Source organism: Pseudohongiella sp., assembly GCF_040877505.1.
Lineage (GTDB): Bacteria > Pseudomonadota > Gammaproteobacteria > Pseudomonadales > Pseudohongiellaceae > Pseudohongiella.
Genome location: NZ_JBBDNQ010000016.1, coordinates 35169 through 58074, shown reverse-complemented (window position 1 = coordinate 58074; position 22906 = coordinate 35169). Strand labels below are relative to the sequence as shown.

At 56.0% G+C, this 22906-nt stretch carries 18 protein-coding genes; 4 read left to right on the top strand and 14 right to left on the bottom strand.

Annotated elements, in window-relative coordinates; genetic code table 11:
• Window positions 1–23: 23 nt before the first annotated feature.
• The 3 genes from WD071_RS06260 to WD071_RS06250 all read right to left on the bottom strand — a co-directional run bounded on the left by WD071_RS06260 (window position 24) and on the right by WD071_RS06250 (window position 3473).
• Complete coding sequence (locus WD071_RS06260) at window positions 24–443, bottom strand: DUF3429 domain-containing protein (protein WP_368047495.1); 420 nt, start codon at window positions 441–443, stop codon at window positions 24–26.
• A 130-nt stretch (window positions 444–573) separates the two neighbouring features.
• The gene (locus tag WD071_RS06255) at window positions 574–1677 is read right to left on the bottom strand and encodes an ADP-ribosylglycohydrolase family protein (RefSeq protein ID WP_368047494.1); all 1104 of its coding nucleotides are present in this window, start codon (window positions 1675–1677) and stop codon (window positions 574–576) included.
• Window positions 1678–1706: 29 nt separating this feature from the next.
• Window positions 1707–3473: an ABC transporter transmembrane domain-containing protein gene (locus WD071_RS06250; RefSeq protein ID WP_368047493.1), complete on the bottom strand. Its 1767-nt coding sequence runs from the start codon at window positions 3471–3473 to the stop codon at window positions 1707–1709.
• A 166-nt stretch (window positions 3474–3639) separates the two neighbouring features.
• Here WD071_RS06250 and WD071_RS06245 point away from each other — a divergent pair, with 166 nt between their 5' ends.
• Window positions 3640–4209 carry a YbhB/YbcL family Raf kinase inhibitor-like protein gene (locus tag WD071_RS06245; protein WP_368047492.1) on the top strand — a complete coding sequence of 190 codons (570 nt, stop codon included), beginning with the start codon at window positions 3640–3642 and terminating at the stop codon, window positions 4207–4209.
• A 63-nt stretch (window positions 4210–4272) separates the two neighbouring features.
• On the opposite strand, the gene WD071_RS06240 is transcribed toward WD071_RS06245, so the two are convergent.
• The 6 genes from WD071_RS06240 to WD071_RS06215 form a co-directional block, all read right to left on the bottom strand.
• Window positions 4273–5685 carry an MFS transporter gene (locus tag WD071_RS06240; RefSeq protein WP_368047491.1) on the bottom strand — a complete coding sequence of 471 codons (1413 nt, stop codon included), beginning with the start codon at window positions 5683–5685 and terminating at the stop codon, window positions 4273–4275.
• A 124-nt stretch (window positions 5686–5809) separates the two neighbouring features.
• Window positions 5810–7021 carry an ABC transporter permease gene (locus WD071_RS06235; RefSeq protein WP_368047490.1) on the bottom strand — a complete coding sequence of 404 codons (1212 nt, stop codon included), beginning with the start codon at window positions 7019–7021 and terminating at the stop codon, window positions 5810–5812.
• Window positions 7022–7030: 9 nt separating this feature from the next.
• On the bottom strand, window positions 7031–8338 hold the full coding sequence (locus WD071_RS06230; protein WP_368047489.1) for an ABC transporter permease: 1308 nt from the start codon (window positions 8336–8338) through the stop codon (window positions 7031–7033).
• 14 nt (window positions 8339–8352) lie between these two features.
• Window positions 8353–9057: an ABC transporter ATP-binding protein gene (locus tag WD071_RS06225; RefSeq protein ID WP_368047488.1), complete on the bottom strand. Its 705-nt coding sequence runs from the start codon at window positions 9055–9057 to the stop codon at window positions 8353–8355.
• Window positions 9058–9074: 17 nt separating this feature from the next.
• On the bottom strand, window positions 9075–10349 hold the full coding sequence (locus WD071_RS06220) for an efflux RND transporter periplasmic adaptor subunit (RefSeq protein ID WP_368047487.1): 1275 nt from the start codon (window positions 10347–10349) through the stop codon (window positions 9075–9077).
• A gap of 464 nt (window positions 10350–10813) precedes the next feature.
• Window positions 10814–12067, bottom strand: a complete 1254-nt coding sequence (locus WD071_RS06215; RefSeq protein ID WP_368047486.1) for a serine hydrolase domain-containing protein — start codon at window positions 12065–12067, stop codon at window positions 10814–10816.
• A 267-nt stretch (window positions 12068–12334) separates the two neighbouring features.
• On the opposite strand from WD071_RS06215, the gene WD071_RS06210 reads away from it, so the two are divergent.
• Window positions 12335–13507 (top strand): dicarboxylate/amino acid:cation symporter, encoded by a 1173-nt coding sequence (locus WD071_RS06210; protein ID WP_368047484.1) that lies wholly within the window; start codon window positions 12335–12337, stop codon window positions 13505–13507.
• Here WD071_RS06210 and WD071_RS06205 read toward each other — a convergent pair.
• Window positions 13502–14410 carry a mechanosensitive ion channel domain-containing protein gene (locus tag WD071_RS06205; RefSeq protein WP_368047483.1) on the bottom strand — a complete coding sequence of 303 codons (909 nt, stop codon included), beginning with the start codon at window positions 14408–14410 and terminating at the stop codon, window positions 13502–13504. The two genes, WD071_RS06210 and WD071_RS06205, sit on opposite strands and share 6 nt — an antisense overlap.
• 169 nt (window positions 14411–14579) lie before the next feature.
• Here WD071_RS06205 and WD071_RS06200 point away from each other — a divergent pair, with 169 nt between their 5' ends.
• Both WD071_RS06200 and WD071_RS06195 read left to right on the top strand, forming a co-directional pair.
• Entirely contained in the window at window positions 14580–15935 is a 1356-nt protein-coding gene (locus tag WD071_RS06200) for an APC family permease (protein ID WP_368047482.1), read from the top strand.
• Window positions 15936–15947: 12 nt separating this feature from the next.
• Window positions 15948–18167 (top strand): penicillin acylase family protein, encoded by a 2220-nt coding sequence (locus WD071_RS06195; RefSeq protein WP_368047481.1) that lies wholly within the window; start codon window positions 15948–15950, stop codon window positions 18165–18167.
• 19 nt (window positions 18168–18186) lie between these two features.
• On the opposite strand, the gene WD071_RS06190 is transcribed toward WD071_RS06195, so the two are convergent.
• Genes WD071_RS06190 through WD071_RS06175 form a run of 4 tightly spaced genes read right to left on the bottom strand, consistent with a single transcriptional unit; the run spans window position 18187 to window position 22881 of the window.
• Entirely contained in the window at window positions 18187–19539 is a 1353-nt protein-coding gene (locus tag WD071_RS06190; protein WP_368047480.1) for a M28 family metallopeptidase, read from the bottom strand.
• Window positions 19540–19541: 2 nt separating this feature from the next.
• Window positions 19542–21404: a DUF885 family protein gene (locus tag WD071_RS06185; RefSeq protein WP_368047479.1), complete on the bottom strand. Its 1863-nt coding sequence runs from the start codon at window positions 21402–21404 to the stop codon at window positions 19542–19544.
• 27 nt (window positions 21405–21431) lie between these two features.
• A complete protein-coding gene (locus tag WD071_RS06180) occupies window positions 21432–22469 on the bottom strand; it encodes an asparaginase (RefSeq protein ID WP_368047478.1) in 1038 nt (345 codons plus the stop codon).
• Window positions 22470–22497: 28 nt separating this feature from the next.
• On the bottom strand, window positions 22498–22881 hold the full coding sequence (locus tag WD071_RS06175) for a DedA family protein (protein ID WP_368047550.1): 384 nt from the start codon (window positions 22879–22881) through the stop codon (window positions 22498–22500).
• Between the last annotated feature and the right edge of the window lie 25 nt (window positions 22882–22906).

Here is a 22906-nt window from a genome sequence, read left to right as displayed (position 1 = left end):
CTTGGGGGCAAGCGCTGCTATTGTCAAAAATTCAGTGGCAGAGCGAGTGAAACACAAACAACCGCCGTCACCGCCAGCCTCATTCTGAAGTAGCGCGCTGTGATCCTCCCCGCTTTGTGCAAACGATAATCAACCCACAGTAGCGCCAGAAAAACCGCAATAACGATAACAAAATAAACCACGAATGACGCGACCAGATACGCCAGCCAGCAAATCAGGGTCAATACATTGCTGACCATCAACAGATTAAGATTTCTGGCCTGTGTGTCCTGCAGATACTGACCCCAGTGAATGCCACACATGAACACAGCAATGGCCAGACTATAACTGCGTAATATCTCGACAGTGCTGCCCAGCAAGGGCAGGTTGTAAACGCCCAGGGTGAGCAGCAGGCTGCTGACCAGAAAAGGCAAAGCGCCAAGGCCGGCAAGAAGGGTGCTCATTCGGACATGTTTGGCATCGTGGTCTGTGGTCATGATATCCAATTGAATTCCGCTCAATGATTGTTATGCCGATCATACGCCTGTCGACCAACAAGGTGAAGTAGCGGCCGTATTGTCGCCGGGGCAGGCGTCAATTCCGTGATGCCGCGATGTGGTCGATTTCCTGGCTTAGCGGCCGATGATCTGCCAGCCTCTGAAAAAGCATGTCCACTTGCGGTGATGCGTCGCAAAGCGCCGCAATGACACCCAGCACGGCGCCTCTGTGGACATTGTCACCACCCAGATTGGTGTTGGCGATCAGCGCCTGCATACTGTCATTCATGTAGCGGGCAGCCAGGTAAAGAATCCCCGGCCAGGCACCGTCGATGTGGCAGGCAATGGAGTATTTGCGTCCCAGTACGTCGCTATCGTCACGGGTCTGAGCAAGCAGGCGGGGCAGGTCCAGTCCCACACTGTCTCTGGCTGCCTGGGCCAGTAGTGGCATCACATCCGCGTGTTCGGGGCGGAACAACAGACTGTCGAGCAGCGTAACGTAAGACCGGCATATCCTGGCCATCCCATCATCGGGATGAGTCAGGAACAGGTGCTGCTGGCAAAGTTCCTGCACAATTTCCAGCGAACGGCCTCGCAGGCGCTCAGCAAAAACGATGGGTGCGATGGTGACCAGGCCACCAATGGACGGTGTGTCATGTGTTACCGCCGCGCAAAGCAATGGCGCTTTGCCTTGATCCAGATTGGCAAAAAAACCGCGGTGACAGGATTCAGCATAAGTGTCGGGGTGCTCGGGTGGATCTGCAGTCATCAAACTGATGTAGTGTTCAACAAACATGCCGGCGTCGTACTGCCCCGCATTGGCTGTGATCGCGCGCATCACGGCGCGGGCACAATGAGCGTTCAGGGTGTTCTCGCCGGCCCGCATGCCTTGGTGGTAGTGCTGATTGGGAACGTCCCAGTATTGACGCTTGCCTTTCAGAATGACATCGCCGACGATGTCTCGACCGCTCTTTTGTCCGGGATTCTTTGTCGCGCCCTGGCGCCCACCCTGCGAGGTCGAATGCAGTGACATGATGGAGGACGGATGGAATGACGGCGCGTCGTGAAACGTCTGCACACCACCGGGGAACTGCTGGAAAATGTCCGCCGGGCGATAATACCAATGCACCGGCATGGCAAGGGCGTCGCCGACAAACAGGGCTCTGAGCGCGGCGTGCGCGCGGGTCTGTGGTGTGGTCATTGTTTCCGCCTTGTGTAGGTCATCAATACTCAAAGGTGCGTATCAAATTGCAAGGCCGAGAGACGAGCATACAGGGGACTGGTGTTCAGCAGTTCGTCGTGACTGCCGGTGGCAATCAATCGACCCGCTTCCATGACAGCGATACGGTCGACATTGCGCACCGTTGCCAGACGATGAGCAATGATCAACGTAGTGCGCCCCTGCATTAACTTCTCCAGCGCTACCTGAACAGTACGTTCGCTTTCAGCATCCAGAGCACTGGTGGCTTCATCCAGCAGCAGAATTTTTGGGTCCTTCAGTATTGCCCGGGCAATGGCCAGGCGCTGCTTCTGTCCGCCGGACAGACGTATACCTGCTTCGCCAAGCTGACTGTCCCAGGTGTCCGGCAGGCGTGTAATGAACTCGCTGGCAAAAGCAGCATCGGCAGCGGCGTGCACTTCATCGTCACTGGCATCAGGGCAGCCATATCGGATATTGTCCGCAACCGTACCGGTAAAAATAGTGGGCTGCTGACTGACCAGGGCAAAATGCCGTCGCAATTCGGTTGGGTCCAACGCCCGAATGTCAACTCCGTCAAGTAGAATCCGGCCGCTCAGGGGGTCGTAAAAACGCAGCAGCAGATCAAACAGAGTGGATTTTCCTGCGCCGGACGGACCCACCAGAGCAAGACTGCTGCCAGCCTCGATGTCGAGTTCAAAACCATCCAGCGCCGGCGTGTCCGGGCGCGTCGGATAACAAAAGCGTAGTGCCCGGAACTGCAGCCTTCCCTGCACGTTTGCGGGCAGCGGTTCGGGTGTCAGCGGCGCGCTGATAGCAGACTCTGCGTTCAATAGTTCAATCAGGCGTTCGGTCGCCCCGGCGGCGCGCTGCAGGTCGCCAAACACCTGGCTGATGGCGCCTACAGCGGACGCAACCATCACCGCATAAACCACAAACGCAGTCAGCTCCCCGGCGCTCATGCGACCGTTGATGACATCCTGCCCGCCGACCCAGATCATGGCGGCCATGGCAACAAAAACAAGTGTCATCACAATTGCGATCAGCAACGATCGTGAGCGGATCTGTGATAGTGCTACATTAAACGCATTCTCTACGTGGCCGGCAAACAGGCGCTGATCTTCGCTCTGATGATTGTAAGCCTGCACCGTCTTGATCTGCTGAATGCTTTCCCCGACATAGGCCCCCACGTTGGCGATCTGATCCTGTGTGCGTCTTGACAGGTTACGCACCCGTCGCCCGAAAATAATGATAGGGCCAATGACCAAAGGGATGCACAGCAGCACCACACTGGTCAGACGTGGGTTGGTAATGAACAGAAAAATGACACCGCCGATCAGCAACAGGGTATTACGCAAGGCGATGGAGGCCGAGGAGCCGATGACGGTTTGCAGCAGTGTGGTGTCTGTGGTGATGCGCGACTGTATTTCGCCGCTGATATTATCCTCGAAATACGCCGGGTGCATGGTCAGCAAATGATCAAACACGGCTTTGCGAATATCCGCGGTGACCCGTTCACCGAGCCAGGATACCCAGTAGAAGCGTGCGAAGGTACCCAGTGCCTGCAATATGGCTACGACCAGGAAGCCCAGGATGGCGCCGCTCAACGACTGCGCGGAACCGGCGACAAAACCGGAGTCGACAATGATGCGCACATACTGCACCAGGCCCAGCGTCAGCCCTGCCGTGAATAACAGCGCAACGGCGGCCAGCAGAATCTGCTTTTTGTACGGTAAAACAAAACGGGCTGCCTGCAGCAAGCTGCTGATGCCAGCCTTGTCGGGTGATGCATTTGTCATATCGGTCGCACATCTTGTGTAGTCAGTCCCGCAGTCTGTCACGCTACACCGAGCCAGACAATAGTGTCGTCGCAAATGCCAGCTTTACGCGTTGAGTTACGCTGACACCTGCTCTATTCTGATCAGCGAAGTCAGAACCGTTTTAAATCACCCTGGAGTCCGGATAATGAAAACACTTAAACTCACAATAGGGGCGATTGCCCTCAGCCTGTTTGCCCTGCCGGCATTGTTGTCGGCAGCAGAAATGGAAGATACCATCACCGTCAGCAGCACTGCATTTGACCACCACGGCATGGTGCCACTGGCGTACTCGGCCTACGGTGACAATACCGTACCGCAGATCAGCTGGAGCAATCTGCCGGAAGGCACTGAACAGCTGGCGCTGGTCATGGACGATCCGATAGCACCAACACCGCAGCCCTTTGTACATTGGGTAGCCTACAATATCCCCGCCGATGCATCGGAGTTGCCGGAAGGTCTGAGCAAGGATGCCGAGGTTAGCGGTATTCCCGCGCTGGAGGGCATGATCAATGGTGTCAACGGCGCCCGAATGACAGGCTACTTTGGTCCTCGCCCGCCTGCCGATGGCAAACTGCATGCCTACCATTTCCGCATTTATGCACTGGACGCAGCGCTTGATCTGCCGGCAGGTCTCAACAAGACCGACCTGCTGGAAGCCATAGATGGTCACATTCTGGCAACAGGCATGTTAATGGGGCATTACGAACAAAAGTAATGTCTTTGCTGATCAAACGTTCGGCTGACCCGGCACCGGGTCAGCCGTAACCACCCGTGATAGTCAACCGACTGCGTGGATGTCAGTGCCATGTGTCTCTGTTAGCATCCACACCGACCAGAGCGTCAGTGCCGATGCAATCGCCATGTACACCGATACATAAACGATCCCATACTGATTCCACAACAGAACAGCAATGGTCGGCGCCAGTGCACCGCCAACAATGGCACCTATCTGGTAACCCAGCGAGGCTCCCGAGTAACGCACATGGGTAGAGAACAGTTCAGTGAAGAACGCCGCCTGGGGGCCATACTGCAGACCCATGAAACCCAGCCCCATAGTGATGGCCAGTGTGATCAGATAGAAGTTACCGGTCTCCACCATGGGAAACAGGGCAAACGCCCAGGCACCAGTCAGTACCGCGCCCAGCATGAAGATGCCGCGACGACCGTGTCGGTCCGAGTAACCTGCTGCCCAGAACTGAAACGGTACCTGAATGGCCGACGCAATTAGGACCGCCGCCAGCAGGGTATTGCGCGACAGGCCGACCCCCTCTGCGCTGCTGCCGTAGGCGACAACAAACGCGATCATGATATAGAACGTCACCTGGATGGACAAAAAGGCGCCAGCCGCCAGGCATATTCTGCCGGGGTACAAACGCAAGGCTTCCAGCACCGGAGACCGCTTCATATTGACCACAGAGCTGTCAGCAGCCACTTTACTGAAGGCTTCTTCGGGCGCCATGACATCTTCACCGTGATGCTTGAGTTGTTTGATTCTCTCCAGCTCCTTGAACGCCGGTGTATCTTCAAGGTGTAGCTGCACATACATGCTGATGCCGATCAGAATCACACTGGCGATAAAAGGGATGCGCCAGCCCCAGCTCATGAAGGCCTCCTCGGACACCGAGTAACTGATGATCAGAAAGGCGAGGTTGGCGAGAATGACACCGATGGGGGCGCCGGCCTGCGCAAATGCGCCGTACCAGCCTCTTTTTTCCGGCGGCGCGGTTTCCGTGACCAGCAACATGGCGCCGCCCCATTGACCGCCAATGGCCAGCCCCTGCACAAAGCGCAGAATCACCAGCATGATGGGCGCAGCGGCCCCGGCCGTCGCGTAACCCGGCAAGAGTCCGATCAGCGTGGTGCCAACACCCATCATCATTAATGCAATGACCAGCATTTTTTTGCGGCCCAGCCGGTCGCCAAAATGGCCAAAGATGATACCGCCCAGCGGTCGCGCAACAAAACCGACGGCAAAGGTACTGAAAGACGCAATCAACGCGACCATGACCGGCATGTCGGACGGGAAAAACACAATGGGAAACACCAGTGCTGCGGCAGTGCCGTACAGGAAAAAGTCATACCACTCAATGCTGGTACCGGCGAGGGAGGTGAGTGCGACCTTGCGCATGGTGGCAGTGGCAGCCGCAGAGGTGTCAGCTACCTGATCGGCAGAGTGAGAATCAGTGCTCATGTGAGTTCCTTTTTATTGTTGTTTTATCCGGTTCGCAAGAATGCATGCGAGAACCGGAACGGGTTGATATTGCTCCGCTTTTCATCGCATTGCAATATCCCCGTGTAAAACACCGGTCTGATTGTCAGACTGAGCGTGTGGCCAGCGCGGGCGTAATACGCGCCGCTGCCCGTGAGGGTCCTATCACCGCCAACAGACCAACCAGAATCAGCGCGAGCATGCCTGCGGGTGTGTAGTACCAGTCGATTCTCGGCATATTGAAAGTCTGTACCAGAAACATGTTGAAACCGATGGTGAGGACTGCACCAAACACGACTCCCATGCTGGAAATCATCACGTTTTCCAGCAGGAAATAGCGCAGAATTGCACCACGGGTTGCGCCCAGTGCCCGCCGGGTACCAATTTGTTTTCTGCGCCGGTTAATGCTGAACACGGCCAGACCCACGATACCCATGGCGGTAATAAACACCAGCGTGGCGATGACTACAGTCAGAATACGAGTCATCACGCTGTCGATGCGATAGCTCTCTTCACGAGTCTCCGCCATCGTGCGCATTTGACGCAGTATGCGCTGCGGATTACTGGCGGCAAGCATTTCCTCAACGGCTGGCATTAATCTGTCCTGTTCTCCTGGCTCGGTACGAATCAGGTACAAGGAAGAGCCATCTATCACAATTTCAGGGAATATCGCTGAATTTTCTATGTCGGACCATTGCGGCCAGGGGGCCTGTAGACGGCGTACGATACCGATGATACGAATGGCCTGCTGGGAGGGCGTATAAATGGATTGTCCGACAGCAGACTGCCAGCCATCGGGAAACAACTGTTCTGCCAGCGCCTGGGTAATGATGACAGAATCGGCATTGGTATTGCTGGATGACTCACGTACCAGTACATCTGATACCTCAAAATCGACGCCGGCAATCAACTCCAGGCCCATGGTGTTCAGGCTTCGGTGGTCGGCATAATAGATGGCCGAGGGTACGACCGACTCAAGATTGCCCGGATCCAGGGTGAAGCCGGATGAAGATCCACTGTCACTGACCGGCAGGGCATTGATCACGGTGGCGTCAACAATGCCGGGTGTCTGTCGCAGGCGTGACAGATCATCGGCAACACTGGTTTCCTCATTAAAATTCTGTCCGAATCCGATGCTGCGAAGGTGGAACAGACTGGCCTCGTCAAGCCCGCTTGGTCGCTGCATCAATTCACCTCGCTGATTGATAATAAAAACGGCGTTGACGATGACGGTCATGGTGAATGCGATCTGTAACGCAATCAGGATGACACCGAGTTTGTTGCGCGACAGTGCGCGCAGAATGGGTCCGAATTCCATACGTTTCTCCTACTGCATTTTAAGGTGGATGGCAGGATTGATTGTGCAGGCCCGCCAGATCGGATAAAGACCTGCAATCACCGTACAGACAATGGCCAACGCTATCGTGATCACAACCACGGTCACGTTGAGATGCATCCAGTCGGACACCATCAGATCTCCCAGCAAGACCTTGATGCCTTCCAGGCCTAGCGCAGCGACCCCCAGGCCGAGCACGCCGCCCACGGCGCCAATGACACCTGCCTCAATCACGTGCTGGATAAACAATGACCCCTTGTGCGCACCCAGTGCCTGGCGAACTCCGATTTCGGGGGCTTTGCCCAGGAATTTGGATAACAGCAATCCCACGGTATTGAGCAGGCAAACGGCCAACAGCATGGCAGCCAGCGCCGACAGAATGCGGGTTTCATCCGGTACCACTTCCTGCTCGATCAGCCATTCATTTACATCAAACAGGCGTTTATCCACCGGTTGTTGCAAACGACCGAATGACTTTTGTTCTGCTGCGTAGTTGTTTATCAGAGTCAGGTAATCCTCGTGGGCTGCGTTGTCCCGTAATTCTACCCAGAACTGTATCCAGGCACATTCGGCATTCAGGAACGCCTGAAAACCATCGCCTTCGGGCGCTGCCCAGCAGTTGGTATTGCCGGACCTGTCCATGCGCAGGGAGATAATCAGGTGCCAGGGTATATAGGCTTCTTCAATGGGGTCAAAAGGCCCATTATTGACATCATAGAATTTGGGTACGGGAGACCAGCTGTCCATCACGCCGACAACGGTAAAATTAAAGCCATGTAAATGCACGGTTTCACCCACCGAGTTGGCACCGCCGAACAGCTGGTTGTTCAACTCGCTGGACAGCACAATGACCTGTTGGCGATTCTCGTCAGCGCTGCGGTCCCAGCCGCTGCCGTACTGAAACGGGATGTCGAACATGGTAAAAAAATCACTGAAATTGCCACGGCCATTGACCGAGAACGGACGTATTTCCCGATTTTGTGGTTCCACGACGCCCACAAATTTTGAGCTTGCTGTTCTGGGATACGCGCTGGTCAGATCAAGCAATGCGGTGGCGTCGATGTAGGTCAGCTGCGGGGGTGGATCGAAGTCGGCGAAGGCAGGGTCACCGTAGTCGAGCTGGACATGAAACAATTGCTTGCTTTTATGTGGTATAGGATCACCGCCCATAAAATAGTTGAGTGTGAAGATGACCATGTAAGCGCCAATGCCAATCGCCACTGCCAGCACCATCAGCGAGCTGAGCACAGGGTTGCGCCGGTAGCTCAGCAGCGCCAGTCGGATATAGTAAATGAACATGTGGTATCTCCCTGTCAGCTGGCTATGTGGAGCTGGGCAGCAGTGTTTAAGTGGTCTGGATCGGCAATGCGACCGTCCAGGAAGTGAATATTTCGGGCGCTACGGCTGGCCAGTGACGGGTCATGTGTCACCATGATAATCGTGGTACCGGCGGCATTGATGGTTTGCAGCAATTCCATGACGCCTTCGGCGGTATTGGAATCCAGGTTTCCGGTGGGTTCGTCAGCCAGTAAGAAACGTGGCTCGCCTACCAGCGCACGGGCAATTGCCACTCGCTGTTGTTGTCCGCCCGATAGCTGTGAAGGCAAATGTTTTTTGCGCGACAACAGGCCCACTGAATCCAGCGCGCGGTCGATGCGGTCTCTGCGTTCTGCCGCCTTCATACCGCGATAACGCAAAGGCACATCAACGTTATCGAACAGGTTCAGGTCGGGCATCAGATTAAAGCTCTGGAAAATGAAGCCGATTTTCTGGTTGCGCAATTTGGCACGTTGATAGTCACCCAGTTTGGCGACGTCTTCACCGTCCAGCAGATACTGACCGTCGGTCCAGGTTTCCAGCAGCCCGGCAATATTGAGAAATGTGGTCTTGCCGCAACCAGAGGGCCCTGTGATGGTAATAAATTCACCCTCGGCGACGTCCAGTGAGATATCACGCAGGGCATGCGTCTCAACCAGGTCGGTGTGGAATACCTTGCGTATGTGTGTCATTTTTAACATTTGGATTCTCCCTGTTGTCAGTTGTTTATCAATACAGTTTCAGCATCGTCGAAGGCATCGGTGCCCGACACGATGATGGTGTCGCCAGGACTTAGGCCGTCAAGAATTTCAACGGATGACAGGCTGGTGGCACCGATGACAATAGGTGTGCGGTAAGCGATACCATCGACGACCCGGTACGCCAGTCTTCCGCTGCCGCTCTCCAGAAATTGTCCGCGCTGAACCATGAGCACACCCTTTTTTTCCTCGAGCAGGATGCGTGTGGTCAGGCGCTGATTTTGTCGCAGTCCGTCGGGTACCGGACCATCAAAACGCAGTCGGGCAGATACCTGGTTGTCCACGATTTCGGGGGACACCGCGACCAGCGTAGCGCTCTGCACCTGTGCCCCGGCCCGGACTTCTGCAAGCATGCCAATAGCCAGGTCTCCGACATAGTTTTCCGGTACCTGTACTTCAATCTCGAAGGCAGACAGATCAACGACGCTTAGCACCGCCTGGTTACGGGCGACGCTGGTTTTCTGATCCACCAGCAGATTGCCGACGATGCCGCTGACAGGCGACAGGATAGCCAGTTCGTCAACCTGCCGGGCAAGGTCCTGTACCAGCAGTTCCTGTTGCTCCACTGCCAGTTGCCGGGTCTGCAACTCGAATGCCAGACGTTCGTTGTCCAGCTCGGTATTCAATTCCGCGTGTTTGTGCATGACCTGGGCGGTCTCCAGGTTGTCGCGCGCACGTTCGTAATCCACTGCGGTGATGGCACCTTGCGCGCGCGCCAGTTCCGATCGGGTCAGTTCGCGTTGCGCGGCCTTTAATGAGATCGTCGCGGAGTCGAATGCGCGGGTGTTCTCAAGTATTTCCTGCTGATTGGCGATACGCTGGCGGTCATATTCAATCTGCAGGGACATCAGGCGGGACCGTTCCTGTAACAGCAGATTCTGCATTTCGGGGCTGTCGATGGTTGCCAGTACCTGGCCCTCAATAACCGCATCGCCTGCGTCGACGGAGAACGTGATGGTGCCGGCCTGACTGGCAAACAAAGTCGGACTGACAGCCGCGACAACACGGCCCTGTACGGTCACATCACGAACAAAATCGCCGTACGCGACCTGGGAAAAGCGCAGGCGTTCAGCGGCAACTGATTGCTCTGCCTGTGTCCAGCGCTGTATCGCGGGCACACTGATCCAGGCGAGTAACATAACGAGAGCGACAGCAACGGTAACAACAAGAACTTTTCTGCGGCTGTTGGTCGGGGTGATGGCTACATCCTGAGAAGAGGTATCGCTGATTTTCATTTTTGTACCGATACAATTAAACGTTAGATTGGCGACGGCGCATTGTCGGACGTCCGTCATGTTGAGACGTAGCTTTGGCGGTCAAGGTTTAAAGCCCTCAGTAAAATAGCTGCCCGGAAAAAACCAGACCGTAAAAAACCAGGCTGAAAAAACAAGACAGCCACCTGGATTAGCAAAATTGGGGCCAAGCTGAAAAATAAATAAATAGATCTTTAAAAACAGTCGGATAGCATGCCTGTATGAAGGCCGGGCGCACCGCCGGGCGCCATCTATATTGGTGAATACGGGCGAGGATTGGTGAAGAATACTAAAACGTTTTAAAATTAACCGATCAAAACGGGCAGGGCTGGCAGGTGCAGATTAAAGCAGGATAAACAAAAAAGCCGACTGTGCAGTCGGCTTTTTTGTCTGGATATGAAGTTGCGGAATCAGAGGATTTTTTGGATCCAGGCTGGATGCCTGAATCAATCAATGGCCTCGTAAACCACACGCTGAGCGACGTTATTGTCAAACGGCGCGCCGCGTGGACCACCACGTTTCTGTTCCATGTAAATCATGAAGAAGTCGTTTGCCGGATCAACCAGGAGCAAGGTGCCGCCAATACCGCGCCAGCCAAAGTTGCTCGGACCTTCGGGGTCGGATGCATCAACCGGCTGCAGATGGAAACCCAGGCTCCAGCCGCCGCGATCGCCATAGAAAAAGTACTCCCGTGATACATCGTCGGTGATCTGCTCTTCCTGCATCAGCGCCAGCGTTTCCTCCTCGAGAATACGCGTACCGTTATATTCACCATCATTAAGTAACATCTGGGCGAACCGCACATAGTCTTCTGTGGTCGAATTCAGCCCGCCACCGCCGGACAGCATCGGGCGCACGATGGTGTTGTCGCTCATGGTGCCGTACACCGGTTCCGCGATACGTGATGCCTTGTCTGTTGGCACATAGAAGGTGGTTTCGTCCATACCCAGGGGTTCAAAAATGCGTTCACTCAGAATCACATCCAGGGTCTGACCGGCGGCGACTTCCAGGACAGCGCCGAGCACGTCGGTGGAGTGGCCGTAGTGCCAGGCCGTGCCAGGCTCAAACAGCAACGGCAAGTTGCCAAGACTGTCAGCGACTTCGCGGGCGGTGGCGCTGCCATCAGACGGCACGTTGGCTTCGTACATACCACCCAGGGTCGTGCCCATGGCGAAGATGGATTGCACCAGGCCGGATTTGTGTGTCAACAGGTGCGCTACGGTCATCACATTCTGCGCCGGACGGGTGTCACCGGTTTCCTGGTTGATGATTTCCAGCTCATTGAAGGCCGGAATGTATTTGCCAACCGGATCGTCAATGCTGAGCAGACCGTCCTCTACCATGGACATGGCGGCGACACTGATAATGGGTTTGGTCATTGAATAAATGCGGAAAATGGTCTGTTCATCAACGGCTGTGGCGTCGCCGGGGCCCTGAGTACCGACAGTTTCCAGCAAACCGACACCGTCGTTGTTGCCGACCAGGAGCAGAGCGCCGGCAATGTGATCGCCATCAACCGCAGCCTGCATTTGCGACCGGATACCTGCAATTTCCGCCTGATCAATGCCAAATGTTGCGGGGTCTTTCATGTTGATGGAGCTGTCATCGGCCATGGCCGTGAGGGAGCCCGCCAGCAGCAGGGCGGCCGCTGCGGTTGTATGGGCTGCGGTTGTATGGAGAGTATGGAGAGTCAGTTTCATGGGTGAATAACCTCGGTGTTGTTCTTATAGTCGTTCTTGAAAACGGGTTTTAAGTAACGGACAGGCTCCGGTGCAGGAGCCGTAAGACTGTCCCGATTATGCGTTAGCGCCAGATATGAGTCAATTTGACGCAAGGTACGATAACCGGAACACAGGATAATGCGATTTGTTGTGCTATTTACCCTCCGCCGTTGCTGGTAATTTAACGCCTGACTGTGTATTTTTGCTGTCAGTTACCCAAGCCAGACATTATCACGAGAGCACGTCATGCAACTGATATTAAAACTGATTGCGGGCATTGTGGCCGGCATACTAATCGGACTTTTTGCCCCTTATGCGCTAACGCAGGTTTTGATTACCTTCAAAGCCCTGTTCGGCGAGTTGCTCTTCTTCACCATTCCCCTGCTGATTCTGTTCTTTATTACCAGCGGCATTGCAGCCCTGCCACGAAACGCCGGACGCCTGCTGGGACGTTCTCTGGGTCTGGCGTATCTGTCTACTCTGGTGGCGGGTACCGTGGCCTTTGTGGTGGCAGCGATCCTGGTGCCCTTGTTGACGTCGCCCGGGTCGGCAACGGTCGCAACCGGACAGGTAACACTGGCGCCGTATGTTGAGCTCACCATACCGCCGGTGTTTGATGTCATGACGGCACTGGCGCTGGCCTTCATCTTCGGCGTTGGTATCGCCGCTACCCGGTCAATGCAGCTGAAAGAGCTGTCTGATCAGGGCCGCGATATCATTCAGCGTTTGCTGGTAAAAATTATTATTCCGTTGCTGCCACTCTATATCGCGGGTGTATTTGCTGAACTGGCGGCGGCCGGCACGGTGTTCGGCACCTTGCGCACCTTCGGTGTGGTTTTAGTCATGGCCCTGGTGTTGCATTGGGCCTGGATCGTGGTGTTGTTCACCCTGGCAGGTATCAAGGTTGGCAAGTCACCCATCAGCCTGATCAAGAACATGCTGCCGGCGTATTTTACCGCCTTGGGCACCATGTCGAGCGCGGCCACCATCCCGGTGTCGCTGCAGGCGAGCAAAAATAACGGGGTCAAGCCGGATGTGGCTGATTTCACAGTGCCGCTGTTTGCCACGGTTCACCTGTCAGGTTCAACCATCACCATAGTCAGTTGCGCGGTGGCAGTGATGTCAATTTACAATGGTCTGGACATACCGTCACTGACTATCATAGTACCGTTTATTCTGACCCTAGGCATTGTCATGCTGGCAGCCCCCGGCGTGCCTGGTGGCGCGGTCGTGGCGGCGGTAGGACTGTTGGGAAGCATGCTCGGCTTCAGCGAAACCGCTGTCGCGCTGATGATAGCGCTGTACATGGCGCAGGACAGCTTTGGTACTGCCTGCAACGTCACCTGCGATGGTGCTCTGTCCATTCTGGTGGGCGAGGCGGCCGAGAAGGTGTCTCCGGCTTCACCGCCAGCCTCATGAAGGGCTGGCATCGGAGTGCCCGGCATCGCGGGTATCAGGGGTGACAGCCGCCGGATGCCTGGGCAGATAGTCGTTATTCTGGAACACCTCCGCCATGATAGCCTGTTCAATAAAGCCGCGTTGTCCGGATTTGGCGGGCACGCGCACAATCAAATGAATTTCGCCAGCCACCGGTACTTGCAGGGTCACCCGTGGATCGACCGACGGTGGTTCAAGACCGCGGGTAACGCTGATGCGGTTCATGTAACGACGGACCTCCTCCAGAAAGGGCGCGCACTGCTTGCGGGCCGACTCCACAATGGCCTGCTGCGCTCCGCGCCAGTCATCGTCGCGCCTGAATGGCACGGTGAACACGTGCAGTACATAGTCATGGGTAAAGCTTTCATTAATGACGGGTTCGGATACAAACAGCGCGTTCGGTATCACCGCCATGCGCCCTGTGCGCTGGTGCGTCAGTTTGCCCGGACCCACTTCCAGAATGGTTGTTGCCAGCAGATTCTGGTCGATGACATCACCGCGGAACTCCTTGATCTGAATCCGGTCGCCAATACTGAAAGACCCCGCACCGGCTTTGAGAATGGACCCGGTAATACACATGATGAGCTCTTTGGTAGCGACCACAAACGCAACAGCAATAGCGACGATCGACAGGGCCAGTGTGCGCAGCTCTTCGCCCCAGATCAGTACCAGGCCCAGCAGCATCAGCAGGATGAGGCCGTTGCGTGATTGCACCAGCCAGCGTCGACGCAGTTCCAGCGAATCGACCTGGCGCTTGATAAAGCGCGACACCAGTGCCCGGATTACCAGAATACTTAAAATCAGCAAGCCAGTGCTGATCAGCAGGCTCAACATGGAATCGGGGACTACAAAATTTGCCAGCGACGTTTGTATGTTTTCTATCATTCAATCCATCCTTATGGTGCGCAGGACAGTCGCGTACAATTTCAGCTTTCCCTGCGCAGGCTTCAGTCATATTATGAGGCTTTGACGGGAATTTTGCCCGAAAATCGCCAACGAGGTCCGACTGTTGATAAAAACACGTGTTCAGCCGAATGCTCAACCAGACACGTCTGTGGACCCACGGACGCAAACGTCCGCCAAGTATACACCGGCGACTGCCATTGCGGTGGTGGTAGCGAATATGGTTGGCACCGGCGTCTTTACCAGTCTGGGTTATCAGATCATCGATATCAAATCGACCTTCGTGCTGCTGATGTTATGGCTGGTCGGTGGATTAGCTGCACTGTGCGGCGCACTGACCTATGCCGAGCTGGCCAGTCGTCTGCCGCGCTCTGGTGGCGAATACAATTTCCTGAGTCAGCTGTACCACCCTTCGCTTGGTTTTGTCTCGGGCTGGGTTTCGCTGACCGTAGGCTTTGCGGCTCCGACCGCGCTTGCCGCGATGACCTTTGCCGCCTACCTTGATTCGTCGGTCAGCCACCTGTTTTCCATCAACAGAATGACGGCAGCACTCGCCCTGGTTGCCGTGGTAACCTTTGTGCACGGGCAGAATCACAAAGCCAGCGGGGGGTTGCAGAACTGGTTTACCGTCCTCAAGGTGTTGTTGATTATCGGTTTTGTCTTGCTGGTAGGTACAACCGTGGATGCGCCACAGCAGGTGCATGTTCTGCCACGCGACGGTGATGGCACGCTACTGATGAGCAGTGCCTTTGCCATTTCCCTGATCTACGTGAATTATGCCTATACGGGCTGGAACGCTGCCACCTATATTACCGGTGAAATAGAGAATCCGGCGCGATCAGTACCGCTGGTGCTGATTGGCGGTACGTCAATCGTGATACTGTTGTATCTGGCACTTAATGCTGCGTTTCTGTATGCGGTGCCAATGGCTGAGCTGGAAGGTCGGCTGGAGGTAGGCGTCGTCGTGGCGCAGGCGACTTTTGGCAGTACCGGCGCGTTGGTAATGGGGGGAGTGTTGTCCCTGCTGTTGATTTCAACGGTCAGCGCCATGTTGATGGCGGGCCCTCGTGTACTGCAGGTGATGGGTGAAGACTTTCGACTGTTCCGTCGGCTCGCCATGCGTAACAGCAGCGGTGTGCCGAGAGCAGCAGTCTACACGCAGGGTGGTCTGACCATTCTGTTTATTGTCACGTCGACATTTGAGTCGGTACTGGTTTTCTCCGGTTTTATTCTGGGCCTGAGTTCTCTGGCTACAGTACTGGGCGTATTTGTATTGCGCTTCAGAAAAGGAGTAGACAAACAAGCTGGCAGCTACCGCACCTGGCTGTTCCCGTTGCCACCGTTGATCTACAGTGCCATCATGATCTGGACGCTGAGTTTCATTGCCTTCAATCGGCCACAAGAGGCAGGTGTGGCTGCGGTGATTATCGCGCTGGGTTTTGTCAGTTATTTGTTTACCGAAAAATTTTCGGCCCCCACTATTGATCCTGTTGCAAAACAAGAATAACGGAGATACATCATGTTCCGCTTCACTGGTTGTATGCGCTCGACACATCAATATCTGCTGCTCATCCTGTTTGTGGTGCTCACTGCCTGCTCGGCGCCGGAATCCGATACCGTTGGTTCCGAGCTGCAGCGGCTGCAGAACATTGCTGAGCGGGTGACCATCAAGCGTGATGACTACGGCGTGGCGCACATCTACGCAGAAACCGATGCTGATGCGGTGTTCGGTTTTCTGTATGCCCAGGCGGAGGATGACTTTCCGCGTATCGAACGTAATTATACCTGGGCCATTGGTCGGCTGGCGGAAGTCGAAGGCGAGTCAGCCCTGTTCAGTGATCTGCGAGCAAAGCTCTACATGAGCGAGGAAGAGGCGCGTGCTGCCTATGCATCTGCACCTGGCTGGCTGCGGGAACTGAGCGATGCGTTTGCGGATGGATTGAATTACTACCTGGCGACCCATCCAGAGGTGCAACCAAAATTGCTGACGCGCTTTGAGTCCTGGATGCCGTTCTATTTTTTTGAAGGCTCCATTGGTGGTGACATAGAACAAATACCCCTGCGCGGCATTGAGGCATTTTATTCGGGGGCCGAACCGGTCGCGCTCGCCAGTGTTGAGCCGGAAACGCTGGCGCAGTCGATTCACGATGAGCCCGTCGGATCCAACGGTTTCGCGCTGGCGGGTTCACGCACAGCCTCTGGTGATGCCATGCTGTTGATCAATCCGCATACCAGTTTCTTTTTCCGAGGCGAATATCATATTGTCAGCGATGAGGGCCTGAATGCTTATGGTGCTGCCACCTGGGGCCAGTTTTTTATCTATCAGGGCTTTAATGAAACCACGGGCTGGATGCATACATCCACCGGCGCTGACTTTATGGATGAGTTCTTGCATGACGTGGTGCAGGAGGGTGATGACCTGTTCTATCGCTATGGTGATGACCTGCGACCCATTGCGGTATCAAATATCACACTCAGTTACCGCGATGACAGTGGCGCCATGCAGGAGCGCAGCTTTCCCCGCTACATGACGCATCAGGGGCCGGTGACACACATGGTGGGCGATCAGTGGGCGGTAACCCGCATCAACTGGAACTCGGTCGATGCGCTGCGGCAGTCCTACCTGCGTATGAAAACGGCGAACTACGATGAGTTCATGGAGATGATGGATATTCGCACCAACTCTTCAAACAATACTGTGTTCGCGGATGCTGAAGGAAATATCGCCTACTTTCATGGCAACTTTATGCCCCGTCGTGACTCGCAGTTTGATTATTCTCGACCAGTAGACGGCAGCAATCCCGCGACAGACTGGCAGGGCGTGCACGAGGTGGATGAAACTGTGATGATGGTGAATCCGCCCAACGGCTGGTTGCAGAATACCAACGCTACGCCATTTACCATGGCGGGCGCCAACAGCCCTCTGCGCGAGGATTATCCGGTGTATATGGCGCCAGATGCGGAAAATTTCCGTGGTCTGCAGGCAGTCAGGCTGTTGCAGGATACATCGGATATGACCATCGACTCCCTGATTGAGCTGGCCTACGATCCCTACATCAACGGCTTTGAATACCTGGTGCCGGGTTTGATCAGTGCCTGGGAAGCGCTGGAGCCGGACTGGCCCGATCTGGAGCAGGCCATCGAAGCGCTGCGCAGTTGGGACTATCGGGTCAGCACGGATTCGGTGGGTATGACCCTGGCACACTTCTACGGGATGAATGCCGCGCAGGAAATTGACACGCCGGACGGGCTGAGCCAGATGGAACAGATCAACTGGCTGGGCACGGACAGTGACGCGGTAGACAGACTGTCAGTGTTCAGCGCCACCTTGCTACAGTTGAATGAGGCATTTGGCACCTGGAATACGCCCTGGGGAGACGTTAACCGGTATCAGCGTATCACCGGGGACATTGATCATCCTTACAGCGACAACGCCCCAAGCCTGCCGGTAGGCATGGCGTCTTCGCGCTGGGGGGCGCTGGCCTCCTTCGGTGCGCGCGCCTATCCGGGCACCAATCGCATTTACGGGTCATCCGGCAACAGTTTTATTGCGGTGGTTGAGTTCGGTGAACGGGTCCGTGCCAAAAGCCTGCTCGCCGGCGGACAAAGCTCCGATCCGGCTTCGCCACACTTTGATGACCAGGCGCAGCGCTACGTGGACCGTGAATTCAAGGATGTCGCCTATTACCGTGAGGATGTCGACGCCCGGGCGGTGCGCACCTACCACCCGGGTGAGTAAGCTTCATAAAACAGCCATGTCAGAAGGCGCCAGCAGGGCCGGGAAATACGACCGGGCTCTGCACGCCAGTGGCAGAAACGCTGGAGACACCAAAGTAGTAGTTGTCGATGACAACATTCTCCAGCGTGAACTCATCTACATCACCTACGGTGCGGGAGTGCGTCCACTGGGCATCGGTAGTCAGACGCCAGTGCAGTCTGTATTGCGTTGCACCAGGCACCTTGTCCCAGCTCAGCGTGGTGTCAGGGCTGACCTGACCGCTGATACTGACATTGTCGGGTGGTGCCGGCGCCCATGACATGGCGGCCATGGTCACCGCATTCAGGGCGGTAAGTTTGGCAGCATAATCAAAGTCGACATGTTCCAGCACATCACCGTAGGCGATGCCGTCTTCGACCCGGATATCCTGATGCTGCCAGTTATAGTTCTCGTTGGTTTCCATGATGCGCACCGCCGGGAATCCGGCTTCGTTGAACGGGCGGTGATGACCGCCACGGCCGAATCGATCCAGTCGGTAGACCATCATCACATCAAGGTTGGGGATATACTGGTCGGCGATGTCGTCAATATAACGTGCCATATTGCGTGACGCAGAATCGACCTCACCGCCCTGGAAGCGTCGTTGCCGCGCTTCCTCTTCGGTTTCCACATAGCGTGTGCCTTCAGAGAAAACCCGCGCTGTGGTGTTGTTGATGACGCCGTTGATACCACGGATATTGCCGATCATGTCATTATTGATGACGGCCTTGATGTCCCAGTTGTTTTGGCGAGCATGGGCAGCGAGGATGGCGCCGCCGTTCAACCCCTGCTCTTCGCCTGACAGCCCGGCATAGATGATGGAACCGGGGAAGGTGTACTGGCTCAGCACGCGGGCCGCCTCTATGGTGCCTGCCATTCCTGTTGCATTGTCATTGGCGCCGGGCGAGTCGCTGGTCGAATTCATGATGTCGCTGACACGGCTGTCGATATCACCGCTCATCATCACAAATCGGTCAGGGTTGTCGCTGCCGCGCTGGATGGCGATGACATTGACCACCTCGACCGGGTCTGGCACGCGAGCCGTGCCGGAGACTATGTCGCTGACGTAAAACACGTCAAGACAGCCGCCACATTCCGCTGAAATCTTGTCAAATTCGGCCTTGATCCAGCGCCGGGCAGCACCGATGCCACGGGTATCGGAGTCCGTTTCAGACAGCGTGTGACGCGTACCAAAGCCGGCCAGCGTGGTGATGTCCTGCTGCAGTCGTTGCGCCGATGTGGCCGTTGCAATGTCATGCAGCGCCTGTTCATCGGCGTTCGCTGCCGACAGCAGGGTGCCGGCGGCAGTACCGACGATCGTGCCGACGATCATGCCCGGGGTAATGAGTTTCATAGTCAGACCTCTGTTTTAGCAGCAATGTAAGCATCAACTTCGCGCTCCAGCACCGTCAACGGTACCACGCCCAGGTTGAGCACAACGTTATGGAATTCCTGCATGGAAAAATCGTCACCCAGCGCTTCGCGCGCCCGGTCCCGCAGTTCGATGATGCGCAATTGACCAATCATGTATGACGTTGCCTGGCCGGGGAATACAACGTAGCGGTCAACTTCGCTGGGCGGAATGCCGTAGTCGATGGCCTGCTGGCGCGTCCACTGCTTGGCGTGCAAACCCGTATCGACCACCAGGCGGCGGGCGCGGAACAACTCGGAGTCCAGCTGCCCCAGCAGGCCTTCGATATCATCTTCGTACCAGCCTTCTTCGGCGGCCAGTCGTTCGGCGTACAGCGCCCAGCCTTCAGAGCTGGCCGAGATGCCGCCGAAGGCGCGAATCTGCATGAAACGGGGCAGTTCTGTATTTTCGGTAATCAGCGCAATCTGAAAATGATGACCTGGCACGGTTTCATGATAAACCAGGGTGCGCAGCGTGAAGTTGCTTAGCCTGTCCAGGCGCAGCGGCATCTGGAAAATGCCGGGACGGGATCCGTCCAGCGGTGGCGAGGTGTAAGATGCGGCCGCATTCGCCCAGCGGAACTCGGGGTAGGGCTGGGCAATGACTGGCGTCGTGGGGCGGTTATCAAACAGGCTTTCAGCGCGGGCTTCGGCATCACGCAGGTAGGTTTCGATATCGGCCATCAGGGCAGCTCGGCCTGCATCGGAGTCTTCATAGGCGAGACGTTCGTGCAAAATGGCAGAGCGCTCTTCCACGCTGCCTTCTTCAAGTCCGATCTGGCGCATCAGGGTATCCATCTGCGCTTCGATACGTGCCACCTCGCGCAGACCGATCTCATGGATTTCATCGGCGCTCAGGTCAGTGGTGGTGAAGCGTCGCAGCTGGGCTTCGTAGTACGCATCGCCGCCTTCCAGACTCCACAGGCCGGCATCATTTGTAGACAGTGGCAACTGCGCCTGCAGTTCGGCAATGGCATCGCGCCAGGCCGGATACACTTCGTCGGCAACGATGCCTGCCGCGCGCTCGAGTAGCTGGATACGCTGGTCTTCAGTCAGGCCGTCAACGTCTTCGGTTTTGTTGAACAAAGTCGTAGCCAGCGGGTTGTCGCGCGGCTCGTCGGAGATGAAACGGTCCATCTGATCAATGGTGGTCTGTAGAATGAATGTAGGCGGACGAATGCCGGTTGCAGAGCGTCGTGCCGCCTCTGCGGTTGCTTCGCGCATGCGCTCATCCATTAATTGCAGACGGGTCAGGTAGTTGTCGGTGTCATTGGCTGAGCGCAGAGGGTGCACGACTGTCAGTTGGTTAACCAGACCGACGTTGGCCCCGTTCATCTGCTGCAGCGGAAAATCGAAATCGAGAAAGGGCTCATTGTCAACGACGCGTTGCAAGGACCAGCGCATGACATCGGCTGAAATACGGGTCGTGTCGCTTTCCTGATCCAGGTCGTAGTTATCCAGTTGCGCCAGTCCCTCGCGTGCCAGGGTGATGATGCGCTGCTCTTGTTCCAGCGTCAGTGGAGTGACCTGTTGTTCCAGTTGATTCTGTTCTTCCCCTTCGAAAAACCCGGCACTGATAGCCTGATTGGGATTGGCGCGTACCCAGTCAGCGGTGAATTCGGAGAAGAACGCATCTATTGATGCTGGCGCTTGTGCTGTCTGTGCCTCCGCCCCGGTTGTGGCTGTCGGCGGGGTGTCGGTGACCGGTGTCGGCGCTGCTTCATCGGCCGGCGAACAGCCCAGGGTCAGGAGTAACAGTCCCGGGACCAACAACCTAAGAGGATTCGCAGTACTCAGTTTGTTCTTCATAAACACCTCGATAAGTCAGTGTGGCCGCTAGCGGCGCATTTCACCCGCGATGGGTGTTTTGATCTTTTTGGCAATCATGTCAGCACTGTATCCCAGCGCGATCAGGTAGTACAGTTTGGCTACCGCCGCCTCCGTGGTCAGGTCCCGGCCGCTGATAGCGCCGGCCCGGGCCAGAGCGCTGCCGGCAGCGTAACTGCTCATGCGGACAATGCCGTCAAGCGGCTGCGACACCACAACCACGACAATGCCATTGCGTACGGCATCGCGAATCGCATCCTGGAATGCCTGGTTCTTGCTGGGGCCATTGCCGGCACCATAGGCTTCCAGAACAATGCCGCGAAGCTGGCTGCTGCTACAAACGGCGCGCAACGTCTCAGCACTGAAACCTGGGAACAGTCGCACCAGTGCCACGGCATCATCGGGTGGCAACTGTCCGTGTTTGGTGAAGTTGCCAAACGCCAACGGAAAACGACGCCTTCGATTGTATTCGACATCAATGCCGATGGCCCCCAGATGCGGGTAGCGCGGCGAATCAAATGCATCATAGGCCTTGGCCGATACTTTGGTGGCACGGTTGCCACGCAGGATCCGGGATCCGAATACCACACAGACCTGCGTCATGGCTTCCGGCATATTGGCCGCCACTTCCAGCGCCGAGATCAGGTTATTGCGCGCATCGCTGCGCGGGTAGGCATAGGGCAGCTGGGCGCCGGTAATAACGACAGGTTTGTCGGAGCGTTCAAGGAAAAAGCTCAGCGCAGAGGCAGTGTATGCCAGCGTGTCGGTGCCGTGCAGTACTACAAAACCATCAAAGCGCTGGTAGCGCTGCAGGATGTCGCTGGCTATGCGTACCCAGTGGCCGGGCGTCATGTCGGAACTGTCCAGCAGCGGATCGTAACTCAGGGTTTCGATGACGGGCGGGTGGGTCTGGAATGCCTGTCCAAGCTCCGGCATATGCCTGATATCTGCCGCCAGGTCAGCCGCAGGTGCCAGCCCTTCGGGCGTCTGCTGCATACCGATGGTACCACCGGTATAAATGATCAATATGCGTTTGGGATGGTCCATGTGCTCAATTCTGACATTCTGTTGACGCTTAGCCTACCACGTTTTGTATCGCCCAAAGTATCAGGCCGAGACAAACAGACCACAGCAGGCACGCGGCCAGATCAAGCAGGGAATAGCGTCTGGCGTTGAAGCCACTGATGCCCAGCAGTGCCGGAACAAGGCTACGGATGGCCGGTATAAAACGACCGATGAAAATGGCGTAAGGGCCGTATTTGATTATCATGAGCTCAGATTTTTGCAGTTTTGCCCGGTGTTTCTGTGCGAACGCGAAGTGATGAAAGCGCGGAACTATCCAGCGTCCGCTGTAAAAACCAACATGATCGCCAAGCAACGCGCCGCCCAGGGCGAGCGGGACGATCTGGGCGAGAGTGGCGATCTCATTGGCGAGCAGTACCGAACCCACGGCTACCAGAAAGGCGCCGGAGATCAGCAGCCCG